Source organism: Xanthobacter aminoxidans (genome assembly GCF_043193615.1).
Classification (GTDB): Bacteria; Pseudomonadota; Alphaproteobacteria; order Rhizobiales; family Xanthobacteraceae; genus Xanthobacter; species Xanthobacter aminoxidans.
In genome coordinates this window covers 1,451,596-1,464,828 of sequence record NZ_JBAFUS010000001.1, presented here as the reverse complement: position 1 = coordinate 1,464,828, position 13,233 = coordinate 1,451,596, and the positions used below count along the sequence as shown (strand labels likewise).

Here is a 13,233-nt window from a genome sequence, read left to right as displayed (position 1 = left end):
AGTGCTCCGCTTGGGGCTTACTTATGCGCTTCCGCGGCTGACGCAACTCGCTTCCCGCTCAGTTTCCGTCAAGGAAGGTGCGCACGGTGGTGCAGAAGTTCTCCGGCGCCTCCACCATGGGGCAGTGGCCGCTGTCGATGATCTCGTCGAGCTTCGCGCCGGGAATGCCGTTCGCCACCTCGCGCACCATGGCCGGGGAGAACAGGCGGTCGTCGTCGCAATAGATGGCGAGGGTGGGCGCGGTGATCGTGCCGATGCGGGCAAGGCTGTCGAAGCCGACGCAGACTCCCACCTGGCGGATGAAGGCGTCCTTCTCCTGGTAGAGGCCGGCGTCCAGCGACTGCTGGACCGCCGCAAAAAGCGGGATCTTGTTCAGCGTGCGCATGCCGAGCACGAAGGTCGTGAGCGCCGCGCCGAACGTCAGCTCGTTGTCGAGCTGGAGCCGCAGCTCCTTGAACAGCCGCATGATTTCGGTGGTGTAGAGATCGTTGCGGGCGATGGTGTTGGAGAGCACCAGCCGGTTCACCCGCTGCGGCGCGGCGATGGCGAGTTCCTGCGCGATCATGCCGCCCATGGAATGGCCGATGACATGGGCCTTCTCGAAGCCCGAGGCATCGAGCACGGCGAGGGCGTCGCGGGCCATGTCGGCTGCGGTGTAGGCCGCCTTGGCCCGCTGGCTCTTGCCGATGTCGCGGTTGTCGAACTCGATGAGGGTGAAGCCCTTCAGCAGCGGGCGCGACAGGGCCCAGAAGGAGCGCTCGGCCGAAAGGCCGGAGATGATGAGCAGGGGCGGGCCTTCGCCGCTGACCTGATACGCAAGCTCCAGCCCGTCATTGTGCGTCGTCGGCATCGGCGATCCCCGTCGGGTTGACGGGTGCGCTATGCCATAGTTGGCGCGTCGGCGCGAGGCGGGTGACGCTGGGAAAGGCGTAGCATTCCGTCGCGCGCGCCGTCATCTCATCGCCATATGGCGTTGCAGCGAGGTTGCTGATAGAAGCCGCAGCCTTGGAGGAGTTCCATGCGCAAGGCCGAAATCGTCCGCGAGACCAAGGAGACCAGCGTCACGCTCGCCGTCGACCTCGACGGGACGGGGCGGACGTCTGTCGCCACCGGTGTCGGTTTCCTCGACCACATGCTGGACCTGCTCGGCCGCCACGCCCGTTTCGATCTCGATATCAAGGCGGTGGGCGACCTCCACATCGATTTCCACCACACCACCGAGGACGTGGGCATCGTGCTCGGCCAGGCGGTCAAGAAGGCGCTCGGCGACATGCGCGGCATCACGCGCTATGCCGACGTGCTCCTGCCCATGGACGAGACGCTGACCCGCGTCGCCATCGACATTTCCGGCCGGCCGTTCCTTGTCTTCCGCACCGAGTTCGCGGTGCCGAAGATCGGCGAGTTCGACACCGAGCTGGTGCGGGAGTTCTTCCAGGCCTTCGCCTCCAATGCCGGCGTCACCCTGCATGTGGAGACGCTGTACGGGGTGAACGCGCACCACATCGCGGAAAGCTGCTTCAAGGGCCTCGCCCGGGTGCTGCGCGCGGCTGTGGCGGTGGACCCGGCGGCGGCGGGGGAGATCCCTTCCACCAAGGGCGCGCTGGGCACCTGAGGCGGGCTGAGACGAGGCAGGAACCGAGGCAGGAGACGAGGCAGCCATGGCCAGCTGGACCGTTCTGACCCGCACCGTCCCCGGCGACACCGCCGAGCAGGCGGCGGGGCGCACCGTGTTCGTGCGCGAGAAATTCTCCTGGGTGACGCTGTTCTTCGCCCCCATCGTGCTGCTGCGCTTCCGCCTGTGGCTGGTGTTCGCCGCCTATGTGGCGGTGATGGTCCTCATGGGCCTCGCGGAAGTTTGGGTCGGCGTCGCCGATGGGGTCGGCAACGCGGTGATGATCGGCTTCCATGTCCTCCTCGCCCTGGAATTGCCGCGCCTGCGGCAGCGCAAGCTGGAGCGCCTCGGCTATGAGGAGACCGCCGTGGTGGTCGCCGCCGACCGGGACGAGGCGGAACATCGCTTCTTTGCCGAGTGGGACGGCCTGTTTCCCGCGGCCCGCGCCGCCTCCGCCCTTCCGGCCATTCGCCCGTCCTTCCCGGTTCCGGGCGGCTCATCCGGCGTCATCGGCGCCTTTCCGGGAGCCTGAGGCGTGACCGTCGCCATCATCGACTACAATTCCGGCAACCTGCATTCCGCCGCCAAGGCCATGGAGCGTGCGGCGCAGAGCCTCGCCCATGATGCCGGCCAGAGCGTCGTCGTCACCAGCGACCCCGAGGTAGTGCGCACCGCCGATCGCGTCGTGCTGCCGGGCGTCGGCGCCTTCGCCGACTGCCGGGCGGGCCTGGATGCCGTGCCGGGCATGGTGGAGGCGATGACCGAGGCGGTGAAGGGCAGGGGCCGTCCCTTCCTCGGCATCTGCGTGGGCCTCCAGCTTCTCGCCGAGCGCGGGCTGGAGCACGGCGTCACCGAGGGCCTCGGCTGGATCCGCGGCGAGGTGGACCGCATCACCCCCAACGATCCGACCCTCAAGATCCCGCACATGGGCTGGAACACGCTGGAAATCGCGCGCGAGCACCCTTTGCTCGCCGGCATTCCCACCGGCGCGTCCGGGCTCCATGCCTATTTCGTCCACTCCTACCACCTCAAGCCGGCGGACGGCATCGACCTCCTCGCCACCACCGATTATGGCGGCACCATCACCGCCGCGGTGGCGCGGGACAATGTCGCCGGCACCCAGTTCCATCCCGAGAAGAGCCAGACCCTCGGCCTCGCGCTCCTCGCCAATTTCCTGAAGTGGCATCCGTGATCCTCTTTCCGGCCATCGACCTCAAGGACGGCCTCGCCGTGCGCCTCGAACAGGGCGACATGGCGCGGGCCACCGTTTTCAACCGCGACCCTGCCGCCCAGGCGGAGGAGTTCGAGAGCCTCGGCTTCCGCTACCTGCATCTCGTCGACCTCGACGGCGCCTTCGCCGGCAAGCCGGTGAACGCGGCGGCGGTGGACCGAATCCTCGAGACGGTCTCCATCCCGGTGCAGCTCGGCGGCGGCATCCGCGACATGCGCACGGTGGAAGGCTGGCTGGAGAAGGGCGTCACCCGCGTCATCCTCGGCACCGCCGCAGTGCGCGACCCGGACTTCGTGAAGGCAGCTGCGAAAGCCCATCCCGGCCGCATCGTGGTGGGCCTCGACGCCCGCGACGGGCACGTCGCGGTGGAAGGCTGGGCGGAGACGTCCGAGCTTGCCGCCGTGGACATCGCCCGGCGCTTCGAGGATGCGGGCGTCGCCGCCATCATCTACACCGACATCGCCCGCGACGGCCTGCTGAAGGGCCTCAACCTCGAAGCCACCATCGCGCTGGCCGAGGCCATCTCGCTGCCGGTGATCGCCTCCGGCGGCCTCGCCTCCCTGGCGGATATCGAGGGACTGCTCGCGCCGGGCGCGAAGAAGCTCGAAGGCGCCATCACCGGCCGGGCCCTCTATGACGGGCGACTGGACCCGCGCGAGGCCCTCGCGCTGGTGGCGGGACGATAGGTGCGCCATGCTGAAGGTCCGCGTCATCCCCTGTCTCGACGTGAAGGACGGCCGCGTGGTCAAGGGCGTCCAGTTCGTGGATCTGCGCGACGCCGGTGATCCGGTGGAGGCCGCGCGCGCCTATGACGCCGCCGGGGCCGACGAACTCACCTTCCTCGACATCACCGCCAGCCACGAGAACCGGGGCACCATCCTCGACGTGGTGCGCCGCACCGCCGAGCAGTGCTTCATGCCGCTCACGGTGGGTGGCGGCGTGCGCACGGTGGACGATGTGCGCACCCTGCTCCATGCCGGGGCGGACAAGGTCTCCATCAACACCGCTGCCGTGAACCGCCGCGCCTTCGTGGGCGAGGCGGCGGAGAAGTTCGGCGAGCAGTGCATCGTCGTCGCCATCGACGCCAAGAAGGTGTCGCTGCCGGGCGAGACGGACCGCTGGGAGATTTTCACCCATGGCGGCCGCAATCCCACCGGCATCGACGCCATCCAGTATGCCCGTGAGGTGGTGGACCTCGGTGCCGGGGAGATCCTGCTCACCTCCATGGATCGCGACGGCACCGGACAGGGCTTCGACTGCGCGCTGACCCGGGCGGTGGCGGATGCGGTGCATGTGCCGGTCATCGCCTCCGGCGGCGTCGGCATCCTCGACCATCTGGTGGAGGGCATCCGGGATGGCGGCGCCTCGGCGGTGCTCGCTGCCTCGATCTTCCACTTCGGCACCTTCACGGTGCGCGAGGCCAAGGACCGGCTGGCCGAGGCCGGTCTTCCGGTACGGCTCGATTGAGCCGCGCCGGGAACGGCGGTGCCGCAGCGCTTCCGGTTAACCCGTTTCTCGCATTTTCTTGATGCGAACCGCTCCCCAAGTCGCTGAAAATGCTTCAGTGCCTTCGTTCCTGACCCTTTTTGTGGGGCCGACCCGATGAGCGACAGCTTCTCCCTCGCCGACCTCGAAGCCATCGTCGCGGCGCGGGCCTCGGCGGACGCCGGCTCCTCCTACACCCGCTCCCTGCTCGACAAGGGCGTCGCCAAATGCGCCCAGAAGCTGGGTGAGGAGGCGGTGGAGACCGTGATCGCCGCCGTCTCTGGCAGCGAGAAGGACCTCGTCGGAGAGGCGAGCGACCTGCTTTACCACCTGATGGTGGTGCTCAAGGCCCGTGGCGTGAGCCTCGCCGACATTCATGCCGAGCTTGCGCGGAGGACCGCCCAGTCCGGTCTCGCCGAAAAAGCCGCCCGTCCCACCGCCTGACAGAGACATCGCGATCATGGACCGGCCCATCGACCCCGGCCTCTCCCCGTATCGCTCCTTCTCCCGCGAGGAGTGGGCGAAGCTGCGCCGCGACACGCCCATGACGTTGCGGCCGGACGAGATCGCACGGCTGGAAGGCCTCGGCGTCCGCCTCTCCATGAAGGAGGTGGAGGAGATCTACCTCCCGCTCTCGCGCCTGCTCTCGCTCTATGTGGCGGCGACGCAGAAGCTCTACCGCGCCATGAGCCACTTCCTCGACCACCGTGAGGGCGAGGCGGCGGGCGAGCAGAAGATGCCCTATATCATCGGCGTCGCCGGCTCGGTGGCGGTGGGCAAGTCCACCACAGCGCGCGTGCTGCAGGCGCTGCTCGCCCGCTGGCCCAACACGCCCAAGGTGGACCTCGTGACCACCGACGGCTTTCTTTTGCCCAACGCCATCCTCGAGCGCGAGGGGCTGATGGAGAAGAAGGGCTTTCCCGAGAGCTACGACGTCGCGCTGCTGCTGCGCTTCCTCACCGACATCAAGGCCGGTCGCCGGCCGGTGCGCGCGCCGCTCTACTCGCACTTCTTCTACGACGTGATGCCCGACCAGTATGTGGAGATCGACCGGCCGGACATCCTTATCGTGGAGGGGCTGAACGTGCTCCAGACCACGCGCCCGCCGAAGGATGGCAAGGCGATCCCCTTCGTCTCCGACTTCTTTGACTTCTCGGTTTATATCGACGGGGACGAGGACGTGATCGAGCGCTGGTACGTGGAGCGCTTCATGCGCCTGCGCGAGACCGCCTTTACTGACCCGCTCTCCTACTTCCACCGCTACTCGCAGCTCTCCGACGACGAGGCGCAGGCGACCGCACTCTCCATCTGGCGGCGGATCAACCTCGTCAACCTGCAGGACAACATCCTGCCCACCCGCCAGCGCGCCGACCTCATCCTGCGCAAGGCCGGCCGCCACGAAGTGGCCGAGGTGAGCCTCAGGCGGCTGTGAAACGATGCCCCCGGACGGGCGCGTGACGGACCGTTCGCCGTGATTTTGGCGGCATGAACCCGCGGTCGACCATCGAAGCTTGGCCGGAGTGGTAACGGGACGGCGACTTCGTTGGTATTTAGCTCTTCTTTTCGTTCAGACAGGTCCGACAGGCGCGGAAACGTGCATTCTACGCAGGCGATTCTGCGTTTTCTGTAGGCTCTCTGGATGGGAATAGGGCGGATGAGGCGACCGAGGCGATCTGACGATCGACGCCGCCGTGCCTGCGGCCGGACGGCGCAGACACGGCTCGCGCTCATTCCCGCGCTTTTGGTATCCGCTGCGGCTCCGGCTCTCGCGGGCGATCTTGCAGCGGCCGGCACGGCGGCACCGTCCTCTGTCGCGTCGGACGATTTCCTGACCCGACCCTATCTCTTCGGGGATCTGGGGCGGAGCCGGCTGAAGGAGCAGGGAATCGACATCTCCGGCGGGCTGGTCAACGAGACGGTCGGAAACCTGTCGGGCGGTACGCAGCAGACGGGCGCCAATGCGGGCCAGGCCTCCATCCAGGCCCTCTTCGACATGGAGAAGCTGGCCAACATCACCGGCGGTACCTTCGGCATCACGCTCGTGGGCCGCTGGGGCGACAACCTCGCGGAAGTCGCCAACATTCCGGCGCTGATGCTGATGAACGAGGTCTATGGCCGCGGCAACATCGTCCGCCTCGTGGACTTCCACTACAATCAGGCCTTGTTCGACGGCGCCGTTGACATCAAGGTCGGCCGCCTCGCCGTCGGCGCCGATTTCGGCTTCGAGCGCTGCGATTTCATCAATCTGACCTTCTGCGGCTCGGTTCCCGGAAATATAGCCGGGAACTACATCTTCAACTGGCCGGTGAGCCAGTGGGGTGGCGTCCTGAAGGTTCATCTCACCGATGACCTGACCTTTTCAGCCGCCGTCTACGACGAAAACCAGACCTATTTGTCGGTTCAGGCGAAGTGGGCGCTGCTGCCCAGCTGGCCGTCCGGTTCCGAGGGGGCCCTGGTGCCCCTGGAGCTGAAATGGACGCCGACGCTCTGGAATCTGTCGGGCACCTACAAGATCGGGGGATGGTTCGATACCGCGACCGCGGATAACGCCGTCACGAGCATCAACGGGCAGCCCCAGCTTATCTCGGGGCTGCCCTATGCCCAGGATTATGGGCGCTACGGCTTCTATGTTTCCTTCATCCAGCAGCTGACCGGCAATGCCCAGGGGCCGAACCCGAAGCAGGGATTGTGGAGCTTCTTCAACTTCACCTATGCCGACCCGCGGACCTCCACACAACTCTATCAGGTGGCGTGGGGCCTTCAGCAGCACGGCACGTTCGCAGGCCGCCCCGATGACGACATCGGCTTCGCCATCGGAACGACCGGCATCAATCCGCGGCTCGCAACCGCGCAGGCCGAGGCCAACTGGCTGGGGCTCGGCCCGGGCTATGTGCAGCACAACGAATACGTGCTGGAAGCCTATTACGGGTTTCAGGCAACGGGCTGGCTGAACCTGAAGGCCTCGCTGCAATACGTCATCGATCCCGGCGGCTACACCTCGCCCGTCAATGAAAACGCCTGGGTGGTGGGCCTGCGCACGACGGTCGCCTTCTGAGGGCGCGCCCGGCCGTCAGTTCACGGCTGGGGGAACGGCCCCGACGGCCGGTCATGCGGAGTCACGATCATTCTCGGGTTCGAGAGCTGACACCCGCCGACAGCCGCCAGCACCACGGCCATGATCACCACGCGCCCGATCCTGCCCATTCTTGCCCCCAACCTTGTCTCTGCAACCAGAGCGGTATGCACGTTGCGAGCTATGCGACCAAGTAGCATGACGCAAGGGCGCAGATCGTCAGCTGGATGCGGTGCGCCAGGTTGGCCCGGAAGGCATTGACCGTCACGCTGTCTGCGCACTGGCCGACATAGGCCATGCCGAGGCCGACCTGTTCGCTGATGCGCAGAGCATGGTTAATTCATTGAAAACTATGGTGTCCCGGAAGGGATTCGAACCCCTGACCTGCGGTTTAGGAAACCGCTGCTCTATCCTGCTGAGCTACCGGGACACGCCCTCCTTCTAAATCGCGGCACGCCGGGAGGGAAGGGGCCGGATGGCGGCTTCCCCCGTCCGAGGCGGGAGCCGGACGCCGGCGTAAGGCGGCGTAAGGACAGTTGATCGGGCCGGCCTTCAATCCGGAGGGCGGTTGCCGCTATCGTTGCCGCATGACGCTAGGCCATTCATCAGCGCGCGCAGGGGGGCGCAGCCACACGCATTCATTGCGGGCGCTGGCGCGTCTTCTGGCGGTGGGCGGTCTGGCCCTTGCCGGTGGGCTGATCCTCGAAACCATCTCTCCTGCCGCCGCCCGCCCGGCGCAGAGGGCTGCCGTCCCGGCGGCCACCGATTGCGCAGGCGGCGGGACGGATGCGGCCGGGAGCGTGGCGCGCTGGAGCGATGCGGGGGCGCTCGCACTTGCCGACGGCCGGAGCCTCGCCCCGGAAGGCGTCGCCTTGCCGACCCGGCTCTCGCCCGACCCGCAGATGCTCGCGGTCGCCGCGGATGCGGCGGCTTCGGTGCTCGATGGCTGCGCGGTTACGCCGGCCACGGCCACGCTCGATCGTCACGGCCGTCTTGCCGGGACGGCGCGGCTCGTCTGTCCGGCGGCGGGAGACGCCCGGCGGGAGGATCTTGCCACGGCGCTGGTTCGGGCCGGGGCAGGCTATGCCACGGCGGAAGGGGATACCTTCTGTGCCGCCCAGCGCCTTTCTGCCGAAGCAGAGGCGCGCATCGCCCGCCGGGGCATCTGGAGCCTGGCCTCGGCGGTCGCCCCGGCCGGCGATGAAAAGGCCATGGCGGAACGGCGCGGCCTTTTTTCCGTTACAGAAGGAACGGTGCTCGCCGTCGGCGGACGCGACCGGATTTTTCTGAATTTCGGGGCAAGCTGGAAGCAAGATTTCACTGTCATGCTGACGAGGGAGGATTTCGCCACAATCTTGGGCGATAGGCTCGATCCTGCCATCTTGCGCGGAGCCCTTATCCAGGTAAGGGGCGTCGTCCGCGAGGAAGGTGGGCCGGCCATGGCGCCGCGGCGGCGGGGCGAGGTGCTGCGCATCGAGGGCAAGGTCGAAAACCTGCCCGATGCACAGGCGCTGCCGTCGAGGCGCCGGGAGCGGTGAACGGAAGCATGAGGTGCTGGGTGCGTGAGGCGCTGAGAGGGCAGGGTGCGGCGAGGCGGGTTCGGGCGGAAGCGCCTGCGCGCGCGCTTGCCCGGCGCTCCGGCCTGCGCGCGCTGTTCGCCTGTGCCGCCGTCGCGCTCCCTCTGTGGCTCACCGGGTGCGCTGGCATCGACCTCGATCAGGTGAGCGTGCCGCTCGCCTCCACCGGCGCGGCATCCGAATTCGCCGATATGTCGCCCAGCCAGCGGCGCGAGCATGAAAAGCTCGTGGCGAGCTATGGCGGGGCCTATGACGATCCCGAGCTCAAGGCGCTGATCCAGAAGGTGGTGGAGCGCCTTGTCGCGGCCTCCGAGCGGCCGGACCTGAAATACCGCGTCACCGTTCTGAACTCGCCGGCCATCAACGCCTTCGCCCTGCCGGACGGCTCGCTCTACGTGACGCGCGGCCTGCTGGCGCTGGCCAACGATACGTCCGAGCTGTCTTCGGTGCTCGCCCACGAGATGGCTCATGTCATCGCCCGCCACGCCACCATCCGCGAGGACCAGGTGAAGCAGGCGGTGCTGGTGAGCCGCGTCATCTCCGACGTGGTGAACGATCCCGATCTCGGCGCCCTCGCCATGCAGAAGAGCCGGCGCACGCTCGCCTCGTTCAATCGCGGGCAGGAGCTGGAGGCGGACGCCATCGGCGTCGGCATCGCCGCGCGCGCGGGATTTGACCCTTATGGCGCCTCGCGCTTCCTGACCGATATGGGTCGCTTCTCGGAGATGAAGAGCACGGCCTTCTCCGGCTCGTCCTCCACCACGCCGGACATGGACTTCCTGTCGTCCCACCCGGCGACGCCGGAGCGTATCTCCATCGCCATCGCCAATGCCCGCCAATATGCCCCGGCGGCGGGGCCGTCGGACGGCGAGCGGGACCGCAGCGCCTATTTCAGCGTCATCAACGGCATGGTCTACGGCGACGATCCCAAGGAAGGCTTCGTCCGCGGCCGCAAGTTCCTGCACCCCAAGCTCGGCTTCACTTTCATGGCGCCGGAAGGCTTCTCGCTGGAGAACACCTCCCAGGCGGTGCTCGGCGCCACCCAGACCGGGCGCGAGGCGCTGCGGCTCGATGCGGTGCGCATCCCCGCCGACCAGTCCCTGGGGCAATATCTCTCCTCCGGCTGGATCGACGGGGTGGAGATCAACACGGTCGAATCGCTCACCGTGAACGGCTTCAGCGCGGCGACGGCGGTGGCGCGCGGCGACCAGTGGTCGTTCCGCATGTTCGCCATCCGCTTCGGCTCGGACGTCTACCGCCTCATCTTCGCCGCCCGCGAGCTGACGCCGGAGCTGGACAAGCAGTTCCGCGCCGCCGCCGATACCTTCCGCCGCGTCTCCTCGGGAGAGGCGGACACGGTGAAGCCGCTGCGCGTGCGAATCGTCCAGGTGGGGCTCGGCGACAATGTGGAGAAGATCGCCGGCAAGATGCAGGTGCCCGACCGCCCGGTGGAGCGCTTCCTCATCCTCAACGGGCTCGATGCCAATGCCCGGCTGAAGTATGGCGAGAAGGTCAAGATCATAGCCGACTGAGGGGCGGGTGCCCCATTCTCCGCTCCCGGCGATTTGATGGCGCGCAAGCCGCTATGCCGCCCCCCGCTGCTATGATCTCGGCTCTCGTTGCGGGAGGGAGCCATGTACAAGAAGATTCTCGTCGCCACCGACTGCTCGGCGCTGTCGGACCTTGCGGTCTCCCACGCCGTCGCGCTCGCCGCGGCGCTCCACGCGGCGCTTGTGATCGTCACCGCCAGTGAGCGCTTCCACCTCTTCAGCACCGAAGCCGACCAGATCGCCGATACGGAAGCCGAATATCGGCGCCAGACCGGGCGAAAGGCCGAGGCGGTGCTCTCCCGGGCCGCCGCCACCGCCGCCGCAGCGGGCGTCGAGGCGAAGCAGGTGCATGTGGAGGACGACCAGCCCTTCCACGGCATCATCACCACCGCCGAAGCCGAGGGCTGCGACCTGATCGTAATGGCTTCCCATGGCCGCCGGGGCCTGTCGGCCGTCGTCCTGGGCAGCGAGACCACCAAGGTGCTCACCCACTCCGGCCTTCCCGTGCTGGTGGTGCGGGAGGAGGTGGCCCCTGCCGTCCAGGCCAAGCCCGCGGGCAGCGTAGAGTGGCCCGAGCCCAGCCCGGCCTTCCTCGCCCCCGGCCGCTGAGCGCGCCTTCCGGACGGCCAGCCTTGTGGGAGCAGGATTGCGCGAGCCCTTGCGCCAGCGGGGTTTTTGCCCTATGTGAGCCCGGTTCGTGGCCGCGCTCCCTCAAGCGGGGAGCCGCCCGGGTGGGCAGGGACCGGCGGTATACGCGGTCCTGATCGTCGGAGGCAGCCCGCCCTGGCTTTCTGTGAGCGCGCATCGACACTCAATTCATCGCCTGTGCCGCCCGGCCTTCGCGCCGGCCCGCCGCTTTTGCGGCGGCCGTTCGTCATTCCCTCGGAATGGCGGGCATCCGAGCGGTTCGGGCCTCGCAACACGAGATGCCGGCGCAGCAAGTCTGGAGCGTGAATGTCCGCCGTAGAAACCACCCGTGAGGATTTTGCCGCCCTGCTCGACGAGAGCTTCGGCCGCGCCGACACCAATGAAGGTTCGGTGGTCAAGGGCATCGTGGTCGCCATCGAGAAGGATCTGGCGATCATCGATATCGGCCTGAAGACGGAAGGGCGTGTCGCCCTGCGCGAGTTCGCCGGCCCCGGCCGCGAGAACGCCATCAAGGTGGGTGACGAGGTCGAGGTCTATCTCGAGCGCGTCGAGAACGCCATGGGCGAAGCCGTCCTCTCGCGCGACAAGGCGCGCCGCGAGGAGAGCTGGGTCAAGCTCGAGAAGGCCTTCACGGCCAACGAGAAGGTCTTCGGCGTGATCTTCAATCAGGTTAAGGGCGGCTTCACCGTCGATCTCGACGGCGCCGTGGCCTTCCTGCCGCGCTCCCAGGTGGACATCCGCCCGATCCGCGACGTCGGCCCGCTGATGCACAACCAGCAGCCCTTCCAGATCCTCAAGATGGATCGCCGTCGCGGCAACATCGTCGTCTCCCGCCGTACCGTGCTGGAAGAGACCCGCGCCGAGCAGCGCCACGAGCTGGTGCAGAACCTCGAAGAGGGTCAGGCCATCGACGGCGTGGTCAAGAACATCACCGATTACGGTGCGTTCGTTGACCTCGGCGGCATCGACGGCCTGCTGCACGTCACCGATATCGCCTGGCGCCGCGTGAACCACCCGACCGAGGTGCTCAACATCGGCCAGACGGTGAAGGTCAAGATCATCAAGATCAACCACGAGACCCACCGCATCTCGCTCGGCATGAAGCAGCTTCTGGGCGATCCCTGGGAGGGCATCGAGGCCAAGTATCCGGTGGAGGCCCGCTTCAAGGGTCGCGTCACCAACATCACCGACTACGGCGCGTTCGTGGAGCTGGAGCCCGGCATCGAGGGCCTCATCCACGTCTCCGAGATGAGCTGGACCAAGAAGAACGTCCACCCCGGCAAGATCGTCTCCACCTCCCAGGAGGTCGAGGTTCAGGTGCTGGAAGTGGATTCGGCCAAGCGCCGCATCTCCCTCGGCCTCAAGCAGACCCTCCAGAACCCCTGGGAGGCCTTCGCCGAGAAGTATGCGCCCGGCGCCGTGGTGGAAGGCGAGGTCAAGAACAAGACCGAGTTCGGCCTGTTCCTCGGCCTCGATGGCGATGTGGACGGCATGGTCCACCTCTCCGACCTCGACTGGAACCGTCCGGGCGAGCAGGTGATCGACGAATACCGCAAGGGCGACATGGTAAAGGCCGTGGTGCTCGACGTGGACGTCGAGAAGGAGCGCATCTCCCTCGGCATCAAGCAGCTGGCCGGCGATCCCTTCGCCGACGCGGGCGAGGTGAAGAAGGGCGCTGTCGTGACCTGCGAAGTCACCGACGTGAAGGACGGCGGCATCGAGGTGAAGCTCACCGGCACCGACCTCTCCGCCTTCATCAAGCGCTCCGAGCTCGCTCGCGACCGCAACGACCAGCGCCCCGAGCGCTTCTCGGTCGGCGACAAGCTCGACGCCCGCGTCACCCTGTTCGACCGCAAGGCGCGCAAGGTGCAGGTCTCCATCAAGGCGATGGAGATCGCGGAAGAGCGTGAGGCCGTGGCCCAGTTCGGCTCGCAGGATTCGGGCGCTTCGCTCGGCGATATCCTGGGTGCCGCGCTGAAGCAGCGCGCCGCCGACACGGCTGACACCGCCGAGGAGGCGGACAAGGAAGACTGATCGCTCCACGCGATCGGATTTCT

13 protein-coding genes and 1 tRNA gene are annotated in these 13,233 nt (G+C 67.3%); 12 read left to right on the top strand and 2 right to left on the bottom strand.

Going from position 1 to position 13,233, the window contains the following annotated elements; genetic code table 11:
- Positions 1-58: 58 nt before the first annotated feature.
- Entirely contained in the window at positions 59-850 is a 792-nt protein-coding gene (locus V5F74_RS06600) for an alpha/beta fold hydrolase (protein WP_394006918.1), read from the bottom strand.
- Between the two features lie 168 nt (positions 851-1,018).
- On the opposite strand from V5F74_RS06600, the gene hisB reads away from it, so the two are divergent.
- The 8 genes from hisB to V5F74_RS06560 all read left to right on the top strand — a co-directional run bounded on the left by hisB (position 1,019) and on the right by V5F74_RS06560 (position 7,383).
- Positions 1,019-1,612 carry an imidazoleglycerol-phosphate dehydratase HisB gene (gene hisB / locus V5F74_RS06595; protein ID WP_024280450.1) on the top strand — a complete coding sequence of 198 codons (594 nt, stop codon included), beginning with the start codon at positions 1,019-1,021 and terminating at the stop codon, positions 1,610-1,612.
- Between the two features lie 46 nt (positions 1,613-1,658).
- Entirely contained in the window at positions 1,659-2,144 is a 486-nt protein-coding gene (locus V5F74_RS06590) for a DUF2628 domain-containing protein (protein WP_051678757.1), read from the top strand.
- A gap of 60 nt (positions 2,145-2,204) precedes the next feature.
- Entirely contained in the window at positions 2,205-2,804 is a 600-nt protein-coding gene (gene hisH, locus V5F74_RS06585; RefSeq protein WP_245279424.1) for an imidazole glycerol phosphate synthase subunit HisH, read from the top strand.
- Complete coding sequence (gene hisA / locus V5F74_RS06580) at positions 2,792-3,529, top strand: 1-(5-phosphoribosyl)-5-[(5-phosphoribosylamino)methylideneamino]imidazole-4-carboxamide isomerase (protein ID WP_081762729.1); 738 nt, start codon at positions 2,792-2,794, stop codon at positions 3,527-3,529. Before hisH ends, hisA begins: the two co-directional genes overlap by 13 nt.
- A 7-nt stretch (positions 3,530-3,536) precedes the next feature.
- Positions 3,537-4,310 carry an imidazole glycerol phosphate synthase subunit HisF gene (gene hisF, locus V5F74_RS06575; protein ID WP_029555357.1) on the top strand — a complete coding sequence of 258 codons (774 nt, stop codon included), beginning with the start codon at positions 3,537-3,539 and terminating at the stop codon, positions 4,308-4,310.
- A 135-nt stretch (positions 4,311-4,445) separates the two neighbouring features.
- Positions 4,446-4,772: a phosphoribosyl-ATP diphosphatase gene (locus V5F74_RS06570; RefSeq protein WP_029555356.1), complete on the top strand. Its 327-nt coding sequence runs from the start codon at positions 4,446-4,448 to the stop codon at positions 4,770-4,772.
- Between the two features lie 16 nt (positions 4,773-4,788).
- Complete coding sequence (gene coaA, locus V5F74_RS06565) at positions 4,789-5,760, top strand: type I pantothenate kinase (protein ID WP_024280444.1); 972 nt, start codon at positions 4,789-4,791, stop codon at positions 5,758-5,760.
- A 222-nt stretch (positions 5,761-5,982) separates the two neighbouring features.
- Positions 5,983-7,383 (top strand): carbohydrate porin, encoded by a 1,401-nt coding sequence (locus V5F74_RS06560; RefSeq protein ID WP_394006914.1) that lies wholly within the window; start codon positions 5,983-5,985, stop codon positions 7,381-7,383.
- A 371-nt stretch (positions 7,384-7,754) separates the two neighbouring features.
- Here V5F74_RS06560 and V5F74_RS06555 read toward each other — a convergent pair.
- A tRNA-Arg gene (locus tag V5F74_RS06555) sits at positions 7,755-7,831 on the bottom strand.
- Between the two features lie 106 nt (positions 7,832-7,937).
- Between V5F74_RS06555 and V5F74_RS06550 the strand changes: the two genes are divergently transcribed.
- The 4 genes from V5F74_RS06550 (at position 7,938) to rpsA (ending at position 13,210) form a co-directional block, all read left to right on the top strand.
- Positions 7,938-8,939 (top strand): hypothetical protein, encoded by a 1,002-nt coding sequence (locus tag V5F74_RS06550; protein ID WP_394006913.1) that lies wholly within the window; start codon positions 7,938-7,940, stop codon positions 8,937-8,939.
- A gap of 20 nt (positions 8,940-8,959) precedes the next feature.
- Positions 8,960-10,510, top strand: coding sequence for a M48 family metalloprotease (locus tag V5F74_RS06545; RefSeq protein ID WP_029555352.1), 1,551 nt, complete (start codon positions 8,960-8,962; stop codon positions 10,508-10,510).
- 102 nt (positions 10,511-10,612) lie between these two features.
- The gene (locus V5F74_RS06540) at positions 10,613-11,137 is read left to right on the top strand and encodes a universal stress protein (protein WP_394006911.1); all 525 of its coding nucleotides are present in this window, start codon (positions 10,613-10,615) and stop codon (positions 11,135-11,137) included.
- 345 nt (positions 11,138-11,482) lie between these two features.
- Positions 11,483-13,210 (top strand): 30S ribosomal protein S1, encoded by a 1,728-nt coding sequence (rpsA, locus tag V5F74_RS06535; RefSeq protein WP_024280439.1) that lies wholly within the window; start codon positions 11,483-11,485, stop codon positions 13,208-13,210.
- The last annotated feature ends 23 nt before the right edge of the window (positions 13,211-13,233 follow it).